This is a genomic window from Desulfovibrio sp., from assembly GCF_035644575.1.
In the GTDB taxonomy this organism is placed as follows: Bacteria; Desulfobacterota; Desulfovibrionia; order Desulfovibrionales; family Desulfovibrionaceae; genus Desulfovibrio.
The window spans coordinates 1-17,276 of the sequence record NZ_DASQOG010000086.1 but is presented as its reverse complement, the minus strand read 5'-3'; the positions used below and the strand labels follow the sequence as shown (position 1 = coordinate 17,276).

Genomic DNA, 17,276 nt, shown 5'->3' with positions numbered 1-17,276 from the left:
GGCGGCCAGCAGGCTTCCGCCAGCCCGCGAGCGCCCAGTGTTTGGGGTCAGCAGATTCGGTGAGAATCCGAAGCCGACGGTTATAGTCCGGATGGAAGAGAACGGTTTTTTGCCGCCCACAGCAGCGGTGCGTCCTTTATTTGAAGGCGCACTTTGTGTTGCGGCCCGTCCACGCCCTGATGCACCATCTCCCGGCAAACAAAGCCGGAAACAGGAGAACGGAATGCATCAGTCCTCATTATCCCTTGCCTCTTTCGGCACCTCTGAAGAACGTGTTCGCGCTGCTCTTGCCTCACTGCGCAAAGGCGGCGGCGTCTGCGTTGTGGATGACGAAAACCGCGAGAACGAAGGCGATCTTATTTTCAGCGCGCAGCACATCACAGTGCCGCAGATGGCCATGCTGATCCGGCATTGCAGCGGCATTGTCTGCCTGTGTCTTACGGACGAGCATGTGCAGCGTCTTGACCTGCCCATGATGACCGACCACAACACCAACACGCAGGGAACTGCCTTTACCGTCACCATCGAGGCGGCCACGGGCGTTACCACAGGTGTCTCCGCCGCTGACCGCGTTGCCACCATCAAGGCCGCCGCTGCGCCCGACGCCCAGCCCGTCCACTTGCGCCGCCCCGGCCATGTGTTCCCCTTGCGGGCGCGCCCCGGCGGCGTGCTGGAACGGCGCGGCCATACGGAAGCCACGGTCGACCTCATGCGCATGGCAGGCCTTGAACCCTGCGGCGTTCTCTGCGAGCTGACTCTGGATGACGGCGAAATGGCCCGACTGCCCGAAGTTGCCAGCTTTGCCCGCGCCCACAACATGCCTTTGTGCAGTGTGGAAGATATAGCTGCGTGGAGGTTGGCTATGGGGGATCTGCATCTCGCCGCCAGCGCCTAGCTCCGCGCGCGTCTTTTGCCCGCTGACAGCGTCAAGCAGGGCTTTTTGCTCCGGTCGAGTACCATTAGAGTACACTCCCTGCGCAAAAAGCCCTGCTTTCCTTGCCAGCGAACAAAATCCATCGTGCGGGAGAGAAAAGAATGACACTCTCTGCATGCAAAGCGCTTCTTCCTTGCCAGAGAACAAAATGCATCATGCATCGCGCCCATCAAGGTTATGCGCAAAAAGCCCTGCTTTCCTTGTCAGCGAACAAAATCCATCGCGCGGAAAGGCAAAAGAAGTAGACTCCCTTGCACGCAATGCGCCCCCCTTACATGGCGCAGGCAAGTCTGACTTCATGAAAAAAAGATAGCCCGGTTCATGGAATGAGCCGGGCTTGAATTTTGAATGGCGCTGTCGCGATCAGCTGAAATATTCGTGGGGGGATTCGATGACTTTCGTAAAGATCTTATAAAACTCGGCAAGATGTATTCCATCAATAAAACTGTGGAGCGCTTCAATGGAAATGGTGATATTCCCCGAGTCATCTTTTTTGCCAAAAAGGATTCTGGGCACGCTGTCGACCCACGGATCACCCCAGGGATTTGTTGCTGAAAGTATTGGAATGTCTGGCACGCAGCTAAAGTAGATCAAGCTCTGCACTTCGCCGCCCTCGGGGCAAAGCGTTGGATTCTGGTCGGAAATGGCGCGGGCAGCGCTGATATTGCTGCTGAATACAGAAAATTTGCGGTCAAACTTTGCAACGCAGTTGCAATGCAGTTTTCTGCCTTTAGGAATGTAGGTAAAAGCCGCATCAATGCGTTCAAATTCCACAGGGCGCAGATTGACTATGCGTTGCCTGAAGCCAGCAACGCCATGAACTGCGAGCATGGCGGCAAAATAGATGCAATCCGTAAGCCGAAAGCCATTCTGTTTTTTTACTTCATACAATCTTGCAACATTGGCTGAAAAAGAAACACTGAAGCATGGATTTTTTCGCGACTGAAAAAAATTGAAGTGTTCATTTCGTTCCCATGAGTCATCAAGATATTTCATACTGAATCCTGGTCGGCGCTGTTTCTTTAAAAATCCGCCGTACAAACTGGCTGGCGTTCAGAAAAACAATTCGTGCAGACCCGGCTACTCCACAGGCGCGAGGCGTTGCGCCAGCCGGGTGAAGCGCTTGCGGGTCTTGTTGTTTTTGACGGCCATGTGCAGAGCGCGGGATTCGCCCACCAGAATGACCAGTTTTTTACCGCGTGTTACGCCCGTATAGATGAGGTTGCGCTGCAAAAGCACATAGTGCTGCATCATGACGGGAATAACCACCGCCGGGTATTCCGAGCCTTGCGATTTGTGGATGGAGATGGCGTAGGCGGGCGCGATTTCGTCCAGTTCATCAAACTCGTAGGGCACAACGCGTTCGTCAAAGGTGATGCTGAGGGTACGTTCGCGCACGTCCATAAAGCTGATGCGCCCCATGTCGCCGTTAAAAACGTCCTTGTCGTAGTTGTTGCGTATCTGCATGACCTTGTCGTGCAGGCGGAAGCAGCGGTCGCCACGGCGTACTTCAATGCCGTGCGGGTTCAGGGCTTCCTGCAGGCAGGCATTCATGCGGCCAGCGCCCACAGCGCCCTTGTGCATGGGCGTGAGCACCTGGATGTCGTCCACCGGGTCGAGGTTGAAGCGCCGGGGAATGTGGTTGCGCACCAGATCCACAATGAGTTCTGCGGCCTTTTCTGCGTCATTCTGGTGAATAAAGTAGAAGTCCGAGAGCCGTTCCTTGCTCGATTCCAGCGAGGGAATTTCGCCACGGTTGATGAGGTGGGCATTGCAGATGATTTCGCTCTCGGCGGACTGTCGGAAAATTTCGGTCAGCTCCACAACAGGCACAACGCCGGAGCGGATAATGTCTGCAAGCACGTTGCCCGGGCCTACCGAAGGCAACTGGTGCACGTCGCCCACCAGAACAAGCGTCGCGCCAAGCGGCACGGCCTTGAGCAGGTGGTAGAAGAGCAGGGTGTCCATCATGGATGCTTCGTCCACCACGAGGAGACCGCAGGCGAGGGGATTGTCCTCATTGCGGGCAAAGCCGTCTTCCTTGGGGCTGTATTCCAGCAGGCGGTGGATGGTGCGCGATTCGCGGCCCGATGTTTCAGACATGCGCTTGGCGGCGCGGCCTGTGGGCGCGGCCAGCAGTATGCGTGCGCGTACCTCGCCAAAGAGTTTGATAATGGCGTTGATGATGGTGGTTTTGCCCGTGCCGGGGCCGCCGGTGAGCACCATCATCTTGCTGCGGGCGACAGTGCGCACGGCCTCAAGCTGCTCTGCCGCGAGGGAAATGTTCAGCTCGCCCACAACCTTGTCCACCAGCACATCCGGCTTTTCAAAACGCACGGATTTGGGCGAGCGCAAGAGGCGCTGGATGTAGAAGGCGGTTTTTGACTCGCAGTGGTGGTAGCGCCGCATGTACACGCCGATCTCGCCGGGGGCGTCGGGCATGTCCAGCTCTTCGCGCACGATGCGTTCATCAGCTTCGAGCGCGGCGAGGGCATCCTCCACAAGGCCTTCGTCAACGCCGATCTGGGCGCAGACCGCCTCGGTCAGCTCCGCCTGCGGCAAATAGACGTTGCCGTCGTCCGTGGCTTTTTGCAGCACATAGAGGGTGCCCGCCTGTACCCGCAGGGGATTGTCGTGTTCAAAGCCCAGTTTGCTGGCGGCTGCATCGGCAGTGACAAAGCCGATGCCGTGGATATCCATGGCAAGCCGATAGGGATTTTCACGCACAATGGCGAGCGCCTCAGCGCCGTAGGCGCGGTAGATGCGCACAGCATAGGCTGGCGTGATGCCGTGGGGCTGCAAAAAAAGCAGCAGGTCGCGCATGCCCCGGTGTTCAGCCCAGGAGGTGCGGATGCGGTCAAGGCTCTTGCTGCCCACGCCGCGCACCTTGAGCAGGCGCTCGGGCTCTTCGTCAAGAATACGAATGGTATCCGTGCCAAAGGCCTCGACAATGCGCCCGGCCATCTCCTCGCCAACGCCCTTGATGAGGCCGGAGGCGAGATAGAGGCGGATGCCCTCGCTGGTGGCGGGCAGCATTTCATCGGCGTTCTGAAACTCGATCTGACGGCCAAACTTGGGGTTATTGACCCAACGGCCTGATACCTTGAGTTGTACGCCCGCTTGCGGATTGACCATGTGTCCAATGCACGAAACAGGGTCGCGCGGGCGGGTGAGGCCTGCGTTGCCGTTGCCGCTGTTCACACTGGCGGGCAAGAGGCGCAGTACAGTGTAGCCGTTTTCTTCATTATGAAAGACAACGCGCTCCACCGTGCCGGTGAGTTCAACGGAATCGGGATCTTGTAAAAGGGGCAGGTTGCTCATGCACTCGCCTTGTCAGCAATCCTTGGGCTTGTTGCAGCCTTGCGCTGTCGCGACCACCAGAACCAGTTGCCCTGATCTTCAGGAAGTTCCGGCTTCTTTGCTTGGGCTACGGCGCAGTTAAAAACATCAAGGCAACAGATATCAATTTTCTGGCCTTTGATGCGGCACAGTTCATCATACAGGGCCTGAGGGTCGCGCCCCGCCAGGTCGGAAACATCAGCAACGCCAAGCAGGCGCAGGTCTTCAATGGTTGCCGGGCCAACAGAACGCAGGGCGTTCAGAGTGCGAGCGTCGGCCTTTTTGCTCACAGGCCCAGCCCCATACGCTGCTGGAGCAGCAGGGCATCGGCAAGGGCCAGAGCTGTCATGGCTTCCATAACCGGCACCACGCGCGGGATGGCGGCAAGGTCGTGCCGCCCGCCAATAAGCACGGAGGCGGCGTTGCCTTCCTTGTCCACGGTCTGCTGGGTAACGGCTATGGATGCGATGGGCTTGACGGCGGCGTGCATGACAATGGTCTGCCCGCTGGAAATGCCGCCCAATATGCCCCCCGCGTGGTTGGAAGCAAAGGTGCCCTTGCCGGGCTGCGCCGGGTCAGCGGGGAGCAGGGGGTCATTGTTCTGCGAGCCGTGCAGTTTGGCCGCGCCAAAACCTTCGCCCACAGAAAAACCTTTGACCGCGCCAATGCTCATGATGGCGTGGGCCAGCACGGCCTCAAGCTTGTCAAATACGGGTTCGCCAAGGCCTGCGGGCACGTTGCGCGCTTCAATGCGCACAATGCCGCCCAAGGTATCGCCCGCTTTGCGGGCGGCCAGCACCACCTGATCCCACAGGGATGGCATGGCCTCTGTGGCGGCGCAGTACGGGCGCTTGCGGGCATTGTCCAGATCAAGGGTCGCCCAGTCCTGCACGGCGGTGCCGCCCAGTTCCACGCAGGCGGCCATGATTTTTACGCCACGGCGCTCAAGAATCTTGCGGGCAATAACGCCGCCAGCAACGCGGGCTGCAGTCTCGCGCCCAGAGGAGCGCCCGCCGCCGCGATGGTCGCGAATGCCGTTGTACTTTTGAAAATATCCCCAGTCCGCATGGCCGGGGCGGAAAACTTCGGCCAGATTGCCGTAGTCGTGCGAGCGCTGGTCTTCGTTGGCGATGTAAAAGGCAATGGACGTGCCCGTGGTCATGCCCTCGTACACGCCGGAGAGCAGGCGAACCGTGTCCGATTCCTTGCGCTTGGTGGCGGTGGGGCCCTGACCGGGTTTGCGGCGGTCAAGTTCGGCCTGAATGTCGGCCTCTGTCAGGGCCAGGCCCGCCGGGCAGCCGTCAATGATGCCGCCAAGGCCCACGCCGTGGGATTCGCCGAATGTTGTCAGCCGGAGGGCTTGTCCGAATGTATTGCCAGCCATGTGCTACCTCGCCTTTACTACAGCATTTTAAGTCGCTCACGCGGGCGTTTGTCAGCGCAAGGCATTGCGCCGGGGCCTCGTGGCGGGCGTCTGCTCGCGCAGACGACTGGCAGTTTCAGGGTGAAGCTGCCAAGGATAGCGCCGGAGCGGCGCGGTCAAGTGAGTCAGTATAGGCAAGGGCGGGGCGGCTTGCAACTCGTGCGGGCAAAAGGGATATTTAGCCGGAATTCAAGGCGATCAAAAGCCTCTAGCCGGAATGTGCGAGCAAAAATTTTGGATAAAAATGAGGTGCAGAAAACCCCGTAAGGAATTTTCTGCACCTCAAAAGGGCAAATACGCAGGCTCGCGCTACACCTTGGCGGCGGTGCGCAGGTCGGCTACGGCATCAGTCTTTTCCCAGGTGAATTCCGGCAGTTCGCGGCCAAAGTGACCGTAGCAGGAAGACTTCTGGTAGATGGGGCGCTTGAGATCAAGGCGCTTGCTGATGAAATAAGGGCGCAGGTCAAAGACTTCGCGCACGGCCTTGGTCAGCAGTTCGTCCGGCAGGTCGCTGGTGCCCTGCGAGGAAACAAGCACGCTGACGGGCTGGGCCACGCCGATGCAATAGGCGATCTGCACTTCGCACACTGGGGCGAGGCCAGCGGCAACAACGTTTTTGGCGATGTAGCGGCCCATGTACGCGCCGGAACGGTCAACCTTGGAGGGATCCTTGCCGGAAAACGCGCCGCCTCCGTGGTGACCGCTGCCGCCGTAGGTGTCCTGAATGATCTTGCGGCCTGTGAGACCGCAGTCGCCCATGGGGCCACCCACCACAAAACGGCCCGTGGTGTTGATGAAGATTTCGCAGGCCTTTTCGTCAAAATAGCCGGAGGGTTCCAGGATGGGGCGAATGACGTGCTTTTTCACGGCTTCGGCCACATCAGCCTGGCTGGCGTTGGCGCTGTGCTGGGTGGAGACCACCACGTTGTTGATGCGCACAGGCTTGCCGTCCTGATATTCAAAGGAAACCTGGGTCTTGCCGTCGGGACGGAAAATGTCCACCGTGCCGTCCTTGCGCACTTTCGCCAGCTGCTGCGAAAGCTGGTGCGCCCAGTAAATAGGGGCGGGCATCAGGGTGGAAGTCTCATTGCAGGCAAAGCCAAACATCATGCCCTGATCGCCAGCGCCCTGATCTTCGGGCTTTTCGCGCAGCACGCCCTGGGCAATGTCGGGCGACTGGCGGCCAATGGCGTTGATAACCGCGCAGGTCTGCCAGTCAAAACCCATTTCGGAGCTATTGTAGCCAATGCCTTTGATGGTTTCGCGCACCACATGGGGCAGGTCGGCGTAGCCGCTGGTGGTTATTTCGCCGGCGATAACAGCCATGCCCGTGGTCACCAGGGTTTCGCAGGCCACGTGGGCGTTGGCGTCCTGTGCCAGCAGGGTATCAAGAATGGCGTCAGAAATCTGGTCGGCGACCTTGTCGGGGTGGCCTTCAGTTACAGATTCGGAAGTGAAAAAGTATTTGCCCTTGGTGTGCATATGAGTCTCCTTGGGCGCTCGCGTCAGTGCGGCGCGGGTTTTAGGGTCGCAACAGAATATTGTCGATAAGCCGGGCCTTGCCTATGCGCACGGCACAGGCCATGAGCGCCGGACCGGTGACTTCGGTGAGCGGAGTCATGGATTCCGGGTGAACAATACTGAGGTAGTCAAGGCGTCCCATGGGCAGAAATTCCGCCCAGCGGCGCAGCACAGCCTCGCGCAGCAGCTTGACGCTGGTTTCACCGCTCTGGGCCAGTTTTTGGGCGTAGAGCAGGGCCTTGCGAATCTCCGGAGCATGGGCGCGTTCGTCCGGGCTGAGGTAGACGTTGCGCGAGGAAAGAGCCAGGCCGTCAGCTTCGCGCACGGTTTCGCGCGTTTCAATGCGCACAGGCACATCAAGGTCGCGCACCATGCGGCGCAAAACGGCCTGTTGCTGCCAGTCCTTCTGCCCAAATACGGCGACATCCGCGCCGGTCAGCATAAAGAGCTTGAGCACCACGGTGCATACGCCGCGAAAGTGCACAGGCCGGGTGAGGCCGCACAGGCCCCGGGAAAGTTCGGGAACTTCCACCCATGTGGCGTGGTCTGGCGCGTACATGGTTTCGGGCTGCGGCATAAAAAGCGCATCCGCCCCATGACTGCGGGCTATGTCCGCATCGCGCTCGGCATTGCGGGGATATGCTTCAAGATCCTCGCCGGGGCCAAACTGGGTCGGGTTGACAAAAAGGCTCACCACCAGGCGTTTTGCCTGTGTGCGGGCATAGGCCATGAGGTCTTCGTGCCCTTGATGGTAGTAACCCATGGTAGGCACCAGAGCGATATCATCTCCGGCGCGGTGCCAGGCCTTGCATTGGGCCGCCAACTCTTGGGGATTTGTGAATATCTGCATATCAAGGTATTGTGATATTGTTTGTGAAGGCTCCTTTATACACGTGAGGCAGCAGCTTGTAAAGAAAGACCTTGGCAAAAGCAGAAATGCTGGCGGGGTGGAAGGCTTGACCCTGGGTGTTGCTGTGGGCATAACAGCCGATGGGGGTATTCATGCTGAAACCGTTTTATCAGGGCAAACTGGACACTTTTTGCGCAATTTATGCAGTGCTCAACGGCTTGCGGCTGACCCACACCATCAGGGTTCTCAAGGCGCGCGACATTCTCAACGAAACCCTGATGGGCCTGGCGGCTTCGCCGGAAGCCTTCCGGGCCGTGCTGGAGCAGGAAACTGACTATTGCGGTCTGGTTGACGGCATGCTGCGCATCCAGAGCCGTTCCTTTCCGCTGGAAGTGCGCCAGCCCTTTACAGATGAGGACGACCCCTCTGTGGATCAGGTATGGGAATGTTGCCGCACATGGCTTGCGCCGGGCAGCGGCAGGGCTGTGATCTTCCGCTTTTTGCGTCACATCACCCCGGATGGCCCGCCTGTGAACCGGCACTGGACCACCGCCGACTCGCTGACCGGTGACGTGCTGCATCTTTTTGACTGCAGCCACGAGGCAGAAGCCATCCTGAACGTGAACAAGGACAGCTTTGTGACCCGCGCGGACGACATTCGCGAAGGCAAGCTGCTGTATATCCAGCCGCATACCATCCGCCTGCTGCGTCTGCCGCTGTAACCGGGACAAGCCCTGTGCGCCTGTCGCGCATGGCACGATCCATCTCGGAAGCGCCGCCAGGGAAAGCCAGCGACCATACATGCCGGGCATGCCAGACATGCTCTGGCAAGCAGGTACAGCGACAGTTCTGCTGTAGTTTTACGGTTTGAATCTGTGTTGCCGGGGAGTGGCGAGAAGACGGGGCGAAAATAATCAGTATTCTTTGATGGGTGCTTCCGTGCTTATGGGCAGTCCCAGACGGATGGCGTCTTCCTTCAGCTGCGGATGCACCCAGAAGGCCTTTTCCTGCACAAAGCTGAGCACTTCAAACTCCGCCGTGTCCACTGGCCTGGAATAATAGAAACCCTGGGCGCAGTTGCAGCCGCTGTTAAGCAGGAAACGGGCGTGCTCCTTGGTTTCCACACCTTCGGCCACAATGGACATATCAAGATCACGCGCCAGCGCGATGGTGTTGCGGGCCACAATCTGGCCGCGTTTGTTGGTGCTGCCGTCGCTGATGAAGGCACGGTCAAGCTTGACCACGTTGAAGGGCAGATCGCGCAGTGTACTCAGCGACGAGTAGCCTGTGCCGAAATCGTCCATGGAAAAAACAAATCCTGCGGCCCGCAGTTCGTTCATAAGGCGTTTCAGCCTTGGCTCATTGGCAAAAAAGGCACTCTCGGTCAGTTCCAGCTCAAGCATATGGCGGGGCAGATTGTACTTGTTCAGGAGGCTGACGAGCTTGTTGGGCAGGTCGTCATCGTTAAAATGCAGGCGCGACATGTTCACAGAGATGGGCATGGTTTCGTAGTGCTTGTCGATCCATGTGCGCAGTATCTGGCAGGTCTGATCCCAGATGTACGAGTCCAGCCGCACAATAAAGCCGTTGCGTTCAAAAAGGGGAACAAAACGCCCGGGCAGGATAAGCCCGTCTGTGGGGTGCTGCCAGCGCACCAGCGCTTCTGCTCCCACAATGCGCCCGCTGGAAATCTGCACCTTGGGTTGCAGAAAAAGCCTGAACTGGTGTTTTTCCAGCGCTTCGTACATCTGGTCAGTGATGTAGCTTTCATCGTGCAGGCGTTTGCGCAGGGCATCATCATAAAAGGCAAAGTTGACAATGTCGCTGCCCTTGACCGTCTTCTGCGCCAGATAGGCCCAGTCGCACAAGATGTGCGCCGGGGTGCGGGAGTTCTCCACAGGGCAGATGCCAAAGAACAGTTTGACCCGGAAGGTGTCGGAATAGTGATCCAGACGCAGAGAAAGGTTCTGGATGAACTGTAGCGTCCGCTCGGCGCCGCCTGTGAGGCAGACGGCAAAAACATCGGCGGTGAGCCGGGCAAAGATTTCCTTTTCTGGAATGAGGCGCTGGCGGATCAGGCGGGCAATGCCCCGCAGCAGGCGGTTGCCCTCTTCAAGCCCGAAAGATTCGTTGATGGCCTTGAACCCGGCCACATCAAACCGCAATACGCAGTACTGCTCATTGGGTCTGTTTTTGATGAGCTTGTCTATTTTTTCAAAAAATGTCTGGGTGTTGAACGCGCCTGTGAGAGGGTCGTGCTCTGCGCGCAGGCGCAGGGCCTGCTCGGTGCGCGTGGCTGCGTCCACATCGTTGAGAGTGCCGATGTAGCGCTCTTCCGACTCCCCGTCGTCAAGCTTGGTGTAGGTGATCTTGCACCAGATGTACTGGCCGTCTCGACGGCGCAGGCGAATGGTCGTTTCGCCAGAGCGGATGCCCAGGGCAAGGCGCGCCAGACAGGTGTCAAAGGGTTCCATGTCGCCCGCGTAGAGAACATCGTCTTCACGCCAGACGTCAAAGGGATTGCGCCCGTCATATTCGCCCGCCAGCAGTTCGGGAATCCTGTGGCTCAGATAGGTCAGATCTGTGCCGCTCCATTCAAAAACCAGGGTGCGGGTGTGGTCCACCACTGCCTTGTAACGCAGGGCATCCAGCTTTTGCCGGCGCAGCATCTCGTTCTCATGGGCAATGTCGGCCGCAATCTTGTGGTTTTCAATGTCTTCTGTGCAGACAATATAGGTCTGCTCCCCGCCGTATTTGGGTGCAGGAAAGGCAATAATACGCACCCATCGGTACAAACCGTTGAGGGCTTTTTTGCGGATGTCTTCCGCAGCAAAGAGGGGAGTCTGAGCCAGCATCTGTCGCAGGCTGTCCTGAGAAAAAAACGCCGCAAAACGTTGTGCATCGTCAGGGTGAACCCTCTCGGCAAGTTCGCGTCTGAGCGTTTCGGCAAGGGGCTGATCCAGAGGCATACGCGCAAAGTGACCTTCCCCGTGGTACAGTTCGCGGCAGGTATCCTTTTCAAAATCTATGAGTAATATGTCGCCGTAGACGCTCTGCAAGGCGTGGGAAAGGCAAAGTTCCTGGGGAGATTCCGCAGGCGGCTTTTCCCTGGATTGGGTAGCCGATATGCTGAGGTTTGCAGGGTCCGCGTTTTTCATATTTGGGTTCCGCCGTGCGGCATTACATTCGTGTATTAGCCTGTTAGACAACAGATTAGATCTAGCATCTGTGTTATCGTTTTGCAAATTTGCAAACAGGGCATGTCCGGTCTGCAGGACGGAAACGGGCCTCAATGATGACAAGCGCCCCGCCCCTCTGTATTGTGCCCCCATGACACGAGCTATTTTTCCTCATTCCCTGAAAGTATGGTCGCTGAGCCTTGGTTGCCCCAAAAACCGCGTGGACAGCGAGCGCCTGCTCGGTTCGCTTGGTGTCGCCGTGCAGCATGTGGAACACATGGGCAAGGCGCGTCTGGTTTTCATCAATACCTGCGGGTTCATCGACCCTGCCGTGCGTGAATCTGTTCGCGCGGTTGTGGACGCCATCCAGAGGCTTGAAAAGTGCAAGGTCAAGCCCTTGCTGGCTGTTGGCGGCTGCATGGTGGGGCGTTATGGCGCTGCCGATCTGGCAGCGGAACTGCCGGAAGTGGACGTGTGGCTGCCCACGGGTGATCTGCCGCGCTGGCCAGCCATGCTGGCAGAGGCCCTGAACCTGCCCGAGCCCCCTGCCCGCATCCCTGGCGGCGGCAGACTGCTCTCTACCGGCCCCTCTTACGCATGGCTCAAGGTGGGCGAGGGGTGCAGGCACAAGTGCGCGTTCTGCACCATTCCTTCCATCAGGGGCGGCCTTAAATCGCTGACCGCCGACGATATTGCCGATGAAGCCAGGGCTCTGTTGGCCCAGGGCGTGCGCGAGCTTGATCTTGTGGCGCAGGATCTGACCTCCTGGGGTGTTGATCTTGGGCTCAAGCACGGCCTGCCCAACCTGCTTGAAAAGCTGGTGGGTCTTGAGGGCCTCGCCTGGCTGCGCTTGCTCTACCTGTACCCCACAGGCGTGACGCCGGAACTTTTGCGCTTTATCAGAGATTGCGGCGCACCTCTGCTGCCCTATCTGGATATTCCCTTGCAACACGCTCACCCCGATGTGCTGTCACGCATGGGTCGGCCTTTTGCGGGCGACCCCCGGCGCGTACTGGATACCGTGCGCTCCGTACTGCCCCATGCGGCTTTGCGCACGACCTTTATTGTTGGCTATCCTGGCGAAACGGAAGAGCATTTTGAAAGTCTGTGCCGCTTTGTGGAAGAAAGCCGCTTTCAGCATGTGGGCGTATTTGCCTATCAGGCAGAAGACGGCACCGTGGCCGCAACACTGCCCGATCAGGTGCCGGATGAGGTCAAACAGTGGCGCAGGGATTCTCTTATGGAAATTCAGGCCGACATCAGCAACGAATTGCTCTCCGCGCAGGTGGGCAGCCGTATGCAGGTGCTGGTAGATGCCCCTCATCCCGACTGGCCGGGGCTGCACAGCGGGCGCGTGTGGTTTCAGGCGCCGGAGGTGGACGGCATCACCTATGTGAGTGGGCCGGGCATTGCGCCCGGAGCGCTAGTGGAATGCGATATAGTGGAAAATACGGATTATGATCTGACCGCACTGGCCTGAGCTGGCGCCTTCGCGCGCCTACCGGGCCCCGCCGGGAAAAAAATCTCCGCAGCAAAATATCCCCGAAGGGCGAACCCTTCGGGGATATTTTGGGATACGTGCTAAAGCACGCCCTCAACCAGCGTTAGCCGCCGATAAGCTGCATGGCCATCTTGGGCATGCTGTTGGCCTGCGAGAGCATGGCCACAGACGACTGGGTGAGGATCTGATTGCGGACAAACTTCGTCATTTCCGTGGCCACGTCCACGTCGGAAATGCGGGATTCAGCCGCCTGCAAGTTTTCAGCCTGAGTGGTGAGGTTGGAGACGGTGTTCTCCAGCCTGTTCTGCAACGCGCCCAGATGCGCCCGGATCTTGTCCTTGGAAACCACCGCGTTGGTGATGGCCACAAGGGCCTTCTGCGCCGCTTGCTGGGTAGAGATGGTCGCACCGTCTCGTCCGGCGGTCGTCTCATTGCCTACACCAAGGGCAGAGGCCGTGCTCGTGCCGATCTGGATGTAGTAATAGTCTTCCGCGGAGTCGTTGGCAGTACCGAAGTGGATCTTCATCTTGCCAGTGGCGGTCATCGTGGAGCCATCGTGCGTTGCACCGGACAGATTGCCGTCCAGCAGGTGGATGCCGTTGAAGTCCGTGGCGTTGGCGATTCGGGTAATTTCCGATGCCATGGCCTGGTACTCCGATTCGATCATCAAGCGCTGGGTGGAGTCATAGGTACCGGTGGAAGCCTGTTCTGCCAGTTCCTTCATACGGGTCAGCTTTTCGTCGATGACGCCCAGGGCGCCGTCGGCGGTCTGAATGAGGGAAATGGCGTCGTTGGCATTACGCACGCCCTGTTGCAACGCCTTGATATCCGTGCGCATCAATTCGCGAATGGCGAGGCCGGCGGCATCGTCAGCAGCGGAGTTCACGCGCAGGCCTGTGGACAGACGCTGGGTCGAAGTCTTCAGGTCGCTGTAGTGCGAGGTCAAGTTGTTGGCAACATTGGAAGCCATTGAGTTGTTATTGATATACATGACATTCCTCCATGAATGTTCTGTCTGCCCGGCGGCGCACTATGCGCGCCCGCGTCCATGCGGACTGCCGCCGTTCATCCCGCAAGGAGCGGGGAAAGAGTTACCAAAAGCCAGACTGTTATCGGCAGGGCCGAACCGGACTGGCAGCCTTAAACGACAGGCGCTGTTGCTCTTCTGATTCGTGGCTTCAGAGAGGCAATATTTGCCTGAAAACCTGCACTCCGTTTACAGCAGGATTCATGCCAGAGATCGCAGATTTATGCGTCAATAAGCTGGCGGCAGGTGCGTCAATGGCAAAATGCAGCGGCACGCACAGAAAAAAATATACAAATATCTATATGATGCGAATTTTTTGGGTACGCTGCTGTGAGTAATATTCTTTGCCCGACACGGCTATTCTGTGCAGGGCAGGCTCTGCGGAATAGGTGGGGCATCGCCGTGTTTTTGTCCTGGCGCAGGATTATTGACGGGGAAAATGTGCGGGAGGCTGGAGCGCAAGAGTGGAAAAGGGGAATAAGGAAGAACTGCGCATTCAGAAAAACTGCTGCGCCAACTGTGCCGATGCGGAATTTACCGAAGTTCATAAGATAGCAGGGCGTAAAAAAAGCCGGGTCGCGTACGACCCGGCTTTCATCAGAAACGTATTGGTTATGGCCTTAAAGCTCTCCCCAGCCTCTTGGCCGGTCCTGGGCTATTGCCCTCCACCACCTGGCTTTGCCGCTAACCGGAAATCAGGTTCAAGGCCAGCTTGGGCATGCTGTTGGCCTGCGAGAGCATGGCCACAGACGACTGGGTAAGAATCTGGTTGCGGACGAACTTCGTCATTTCCGTGGCAACGTCCACATCGGAAATGCGGGATTCAGCCGCCTGCAGATTTTCGGCCTGCGTGCTCAGATTGGAGATGGTGTTCTCCAGCCGGTTTTGCAGCGCGCCCAGGTGCGCCCGGATCTTGTCCTTGGAGACCACCGCGTTGGTGATGGCCACAAGGGCCTTCTGCGCCGCTTGTTGGGTGGAGATGGTCGCACCGTCCCGTCCGGCGGTCGTTTCATTGCCTACACCAAGAGCCGAGGCCGTGCTCGTGCCAATCTGGATGTAGTAGTAGTCTTCCGCCGAATCGTTGGCAGTGCCAAAGTGCACCTTCAGCTTGCCAGTGCTGGCCATGGTGCTGCCATCGTGCGTTGCACCGGACAGGTTGCCGTCCAGCAGGTGGATGCCGTTGAAGTCCGTGGCCGTGGCGATTCGGGTAATTTCCGAAGCCATGGCCTGGTACTCCGATTCAATCATCAGGCGCTGGGTGGAGTCATAGGTACCGGTGGCGGCCTGTTCGGCCAGTTCCTTCATACGGGTCAGCTTTTCGTCGATGATGCCCAGGGCGCCGTCGGCTGTCTGGATGAGGGAAATGGCGTCATTGGCGTTACGCACGCCCTGTTGCAGGGCGGCGATATCGGTACGCATGAGTTCGCGAATGGCCAGACCGGCGGCATCGTCCGCAGCGGAATTGATGCGCAGGCCGGATGACAGCCGCGAGGTAGAGGTTTTCAGGTCGCTGTAGTGCGAGGCCAGATTGTTGCCTACTTGCGAGGCCATGGTATTATGATTGATATACATACATTCCTCCATGAATGCTGTATGTCACAGGCGGCGCGAAATGCCGACGCGTCCTTGCGTGCTACCACCTTTTGTCCACTTAATCGGCGCAACGGCAAAAAGTATTAGGGCTCGGCGCAAATGACCAATCCATGCGAGATGTCTGTAAAGCCTTACGTAGAGCCAGTTTTGTTGAGAAATGCTTAAAACGCGACAAAGAAAAGAGGAAAATTTTTCCCATGCTGGCGAAGTGGTGAGCAAAATTTGCCTGGGGCCACGCACGTCAAATCCGGGGTTGAGAAAGGCCCAAAAGGGGCAGAGTGAAGCATTGCTGCGACAGGGGCAGTCAAAACGGACGAACAAAAGCAGAGCGCGGCGGGTATTGCAATCCGCCGCGCTCGTAATGCATGCCCATCCCTGCCCGGCAGGCAAGGCGCGATCTTTATCAGCAGTCCTTGCCCACCATGCGCAGCAGGCGCAGCAACTGGTTGGTGAAGCCGGATTCGTTGTCGTACCAGATGAGCAGTTTGACCATGGTGCCGTCAAGCACCTGGGTGGAAAGCGCGTCCACCACGCCGCCGAAGGTACTGCCCTTGTAGTCGATAGACACCAGCGGCTCTTCGGAATAGCCCATGTTTTCGGCCAGAGCGCCCCTGCTGGCAGCCTGAAGGGCCGCGTTGACAGCGGCGGCATCACAGGCTTTTTCCACTTCACAGGTCAGGTCGACCAGCGAGCAGTCAAAGGTGGGAATACGCACCGACATCCCGTTGAGCTTGCCTTCCAGTTCCGGCATGACCTGTCCCACAGCCTTGGCGGCGCCCGTGCTTGAAGGTACCATGGACACGGCTGCGGCGCGGCCGCGACGCCAGTCCTTGTGGGTGCCGTCCAGTATGCGCTGGCTCATGGTGTAGGAGTGGATAGTGGTCATGAGGCCATGGCGGAAGCCAAAGGTTTCGTGCAGCACCTTGACCGCAGGGGCCAGGCAGTTGGTGGTGCAGGACGCGGCAGAAATGACGCTGTGTTTTGCGCCGTCATAGACATCATGGTTGACGCCCATAACAATCATGGCGTCCACGTCCTTGCCGGGGGCGGAGATCACAACCTTTTTCGCGCCGCAGGCCAGATGCTGGGCCAGCCCTTCGCGATCCTTGATGGTGCCCGTGGTTTCCACGGCCAGGGTTACGCCAAGGCGTTCCCATTCCCATTCGCCCGCCTTGCAGCGGGTAACGGTGATATGGCGGCCATTGACGATGATGCCGTTTTCATCGTGATCAACAGTGCCCTGAAAGGTTCCGTAAGTGGAATCATACTTGAAAAGATAGGCCAGCGCGGCGTTGTCCGCACGGGCGTTGATGGCGGCGATCTGAATCTCTTTATCGTCGGCCATAAGACGCAGCAGATACCGACCGATGCGGCCAAAGCCGTTCATTCCAACTTTCACGGGCATGATTCGCGCTCCTTGGGGCGTAGGGATTAGGCTTTATTTGAAGATCCCATGACATTGCGGATCTTGTGGGCCACCATGTTCTTGACGGCGTCTCGCGCGGGGGTGAGGTAGGCGCGCGGGTCAAACTGGTCGGGATGTTCGGCAAGATACTGACGAATAGATGCGGTGACGGCCAGTCGAATGTCCGTATCCACATTGATTTTGCACACATTCATGCCCGCAGCCTTGCGCAGCATGTCTTCGGGTACGCCCTTGGCTCCGCCAACCTGGCCGCCATACTGGTTGCACTGGCTCACAAATTCCTGCGGTACGCTGGACGCGCCATGCAGCACCAGGGGGTAATTGGGCAGCTTGTCGCCAATACGGGCCAGACGGTCAAAATCAAGCTTGGCTTCGCCCTTGAACTTGTACGCGCCGTGGCTTGTGCCGATGGCAACGGCCAGCGAATCGCAGCCCGTGCGGTTTACAAATTCCACGGCTTCATCGGGGTCGGTGTAGACGTGT

The 17,276-nt window shown here is 58.3% G+C and carries 14 protein-coding genes and 1 riboswitch; of the genes, 3 read left to right on the top strand and 11 right to left on the bottom strand.

The features are described 5' to 3' along the window. A riboswitch (FMN riboswitch) is annotated at nt 1–107 on the top strand. This riboswitch is flagged as partial in the annotation. Nucleotides 108–223: 116 nt separating this feature from the next. Beyond that, a complete protein-coding gene (ribB, locus tag VEZ52_RS04710) occupies nt 224–895 on the top strand; it encodes a 3,4-dihydroxy-2-butanone-4-phosphate synthase (RefSeq protein ID WP_324835757.1) in 672 nt (223 codons plus the stop codon). 402 nt (nt 896–1,297) lie between these two features. Here the strand turns inward: ribB and VEZ52_RS04705 are convergent, their stop codons facing one another. The 6 genes from VEZ52_RS04705 to panC all read right to left on the bottom strand — a co-directional run bounded on the left by VEZ52_RS04705 (nt 1,298) and on the right by panC (nt 8,067). Beyond that, a complete protein-coding gene (locus tag VEZ52_RS04705) occupies nt 1,298–1,930 on the bottom strand; it encodes a CatA-like O-acetyltransferase (protein WP_324835756.1) in 633 nt (210 codons plus the stop codon). A gap of 84 nt (nt 1,931–2,014) precedes the next feature. Further along, nucleotides 2,015–4,255, bottom strand: coding sequence for an ATP-dependent RecD-like DNA helicase (locus VEZ52_RS04700; protein WP_324835755.1), 2,241 nt, complete (start codon nt 4,253–4,255; stop codon nt 2,015–2,017). Continuing rightward, nucleotides 4,252–4,563 carry a helix-hairpin-helix domain-containing protein gene (locus VEZ52_RS04695; RefSeq protein WP_324835754.1) on the bottom strand — a complete coding sequence of 104 codons (312 nt, stop codon included), beginning with the start codon at nt 4,561–4,563 and terminating at the stop codon, nt 4,252–4,254. The genes VEZ52_RS04700 and VEZ52_RS04695 overlap by 4 nt, the downstream gene beginning before the upstream one ends. Further along, entirely contained in the window at nt 4,560–5,657 is a 1,098-nt protein-coding gene (gene aroC, locus VEZ52_RS04690) for a chorismate synthase (RefSeq protein ID WP_324835753.1), read from the bottom strand. The genes VEZ52_RS04695 and aroC overlap by 4 nt, the downstream gene beginning before the upstream one ends. A 348-nt stretch (nt 5,658–6,005) precedes the next feature. Next, a complete protein-coding gene (metK, locus tag VEZ52_RS04685; RefSeq protein ID WP_324835752.1) occupies nt 6,006–7,178 on the bottom strand; it encodes a methionine adenosyltransferase in 1,173 nt (390 codons plus the stop codon). Between the two features lie 40 nt (nt 7,179–7,218). Then, nucleotides 7,219–8,067 carry a pantoate--beta-alanine ligase gene (gene panC, locus VEZ52_RS04680; RefSeq protein ID WP_324835751.1) on the bottom strand — a complete coding sequence of 283 codons (849 nt, stop codon included), beginning with the start codon at nt 8,065–8,067 and terminating at the stop codon, nt 7,219–7,221. A 152-nt stretch (nt 8,068–8,219) separates the two neighbouring features. Here panC and VEZ52_RS04675 point away from each other — a divergent pair, with 152 nt between their 5' ends. Further along, nucleotides 8,220–8,789, top strand: a complete 570-nt coding sequence (locus VEZ52_RS04675; protein WP_324835750.1) for a hypothetical protein — start codon at nt 8,220–8,222, stop codon at nt 8,787–8,789. A gap of 192 nt (nt 8,790–8,981) precedes the next feature. Here the strand turns inward: VEZ52_RS04675 and VEZ52_RS04670 are convergent, their stop codons facing one another. Further along, nucleotides 8,982–11,225 carry a sensor domain-containing phosphodiesterase gene (locus VEZ52_RS04670; RefSeq protein WP_324835749.1) on the bottom strand — a complete coding sequence of 748 codons (2,244 nt, stop codon included), beginning with the start codon at nt 11,223–11,225 and terminating at the stop codon, nt 8,982–8,984. 172 nt (nt 11,226–11,397) lie between these two features. Between VEZ52_RS04670 and rimO the strand changes: the two genes are divergently transcribed. Then, nucleotides 11,398–12,726 (top strand): 30S ribosomal protein S12 methylthiotransferase RimO, encoded by a 1,329-nt coding sequence (gene rimO, locus VEZ52_RS04665; RefSeq protein WP_324835748.1) that lies wholly within the window; start codon nt 11,398–11,400, stop codon nt 12,724–12,726. A 124-nt stretch (nt 12,727–12,850) separates the two neighbouring features. On the opposite strand, the gene VEZ52_RS04660 is transcribed toward rimO, so the two are convergent. The 4 genes from VEZ52_RS04660 to VEZ52_RS04645 all read right to left on the bottom strand — a co-directional run. Beyond that, nucleotides 12,851–13,738: a flagellin gene (locus VEZ52_RS04660; protein WP_324835747.1), complete on the bottom strand. Its 888-nt coding sequence runs from the start codon at nt 13,736–13,738 to the stop codon at nt 12,851–12,853. 720 nt (nt 13,739–14,458) lie between these two features. Beyond that, a complete protein-coding gene (locus VEZ52_RS04655; RefSeq protein ID WP_324835746.1) occupies nt 14,459–15,346 on the bottom strand; it encodes a flagellin in 888 nt (295 codons plus the stop codon). A 424-nt stretch (nt 15,347–15,770) separates the two neighbouring features. Beyond that, nucleotides 15,771–16,772 carry a type I glyceraldehyde-3-phosphate dehydrogenase gene (gene gap / locus VEZ52_RS04650; RefSeq protein WP_324835745.1) on the bottom strand — a complete coding sequence of 334 codons (1,002 nt, stop codon included), beginning with the start codon at nt 16,770–16,772 and terminating at the stop codon, nt 15,771–15,773. Nucleotides 16,773–16,798: 26 nt separating this feature from the next. Then, the coding region (locus VEZ52_RS04645; protein ID WP_324835744.1) for a class II fructose-bisphosphate aldolase at nt 16,799–17,276 on the bottom strand (478 nt) is incomplete at its 5' end.

Excerpts from the sequence above, each read along its gene's own strand:
- VEZ52_RS04660 (WP_324835747.1), bottom strand. The coding sequence starts at position 13,738 with ATGTATATCAATAACAACTCAATGGCTTCCAATGTTGCCAACAACTTG.
- rimO (WP_324835748.1), top strand. The coding sequence starts at position 11,398 with ATGACACGAGCTATTTTTCCTCATTCCCTGAAAGTATGGTCGCTGAGC.
- ribB (WP_324835757.1), top strand. The coding sequence starts at position 224 with ATGCATCAGTCCTCATTATCCCTTGCCTCTTTCGGCACCTCTGAAGAA.
- VEZ52_RS04670 (WP_324835749.1), bottom strand. The coding sequence starts at position 11,225 with ATGAAAAACGCGGACCCTGCAAACCTCAGCATATCGGCTACCCAATCC.
- VEZ52_RS04705 (WP_324835756.1), bottom strand. The coding sequence starts at position 1,930 with ATGAAATATCTTGATGACTCATGGGAACGAAATGAACACTTCAATTTT.
- metK (WP_324835752.1), bottom strand. The coding sequence starts at position 7,178 with ATGCACACCAAGGGCAAATACTTTTTCACTTCCGAATCTGTAACTGAA.
- VEZ52_RS04700 (WP_324835755.1), bottom strand. The coding sequence starts at position 4,255 with ATGAGCAACCTGCCCCTTTTACAAGATCCCGATTCCGTTGAACTCACC.
- aroC (WP_324835753.1), bottom strand. The coding sequence starts at position 5,657 with ATGGCTGGCAATACATTCGGACAAGCCCTCCGGCTGACAACATTCGGC.
- VEZ52_RS04655 (WP_324835746.1), bottom strand. The coding sequence starts at position 15,346 with ATGTATATCAATCATAATACCATGGCCTCGCAAGTAGGCAACAATCTG.
- VEZ52_RS04675 (WP_324835750.1), top strand. The coding sequence starts at position 8,220 with ATGCTGAAACCGTTTTATCAGGGCAAACTGGACACTTTTTGCGCAATT.
- gap (WP_324835745.1), bottom strand. The coding sequence starts at position 16,772 with ATGCCCGTGAAAGTTGGAATGAACGGCTTTGGCCGCATCGGTCGGTAT.
- panC (WP_324835751.1), bottom strand. The coding sequence starts at position 8,067 with ATGCAGATATTCACAAATCCCCAAGAGTTGGCGGCCCAATGCAAGGCC.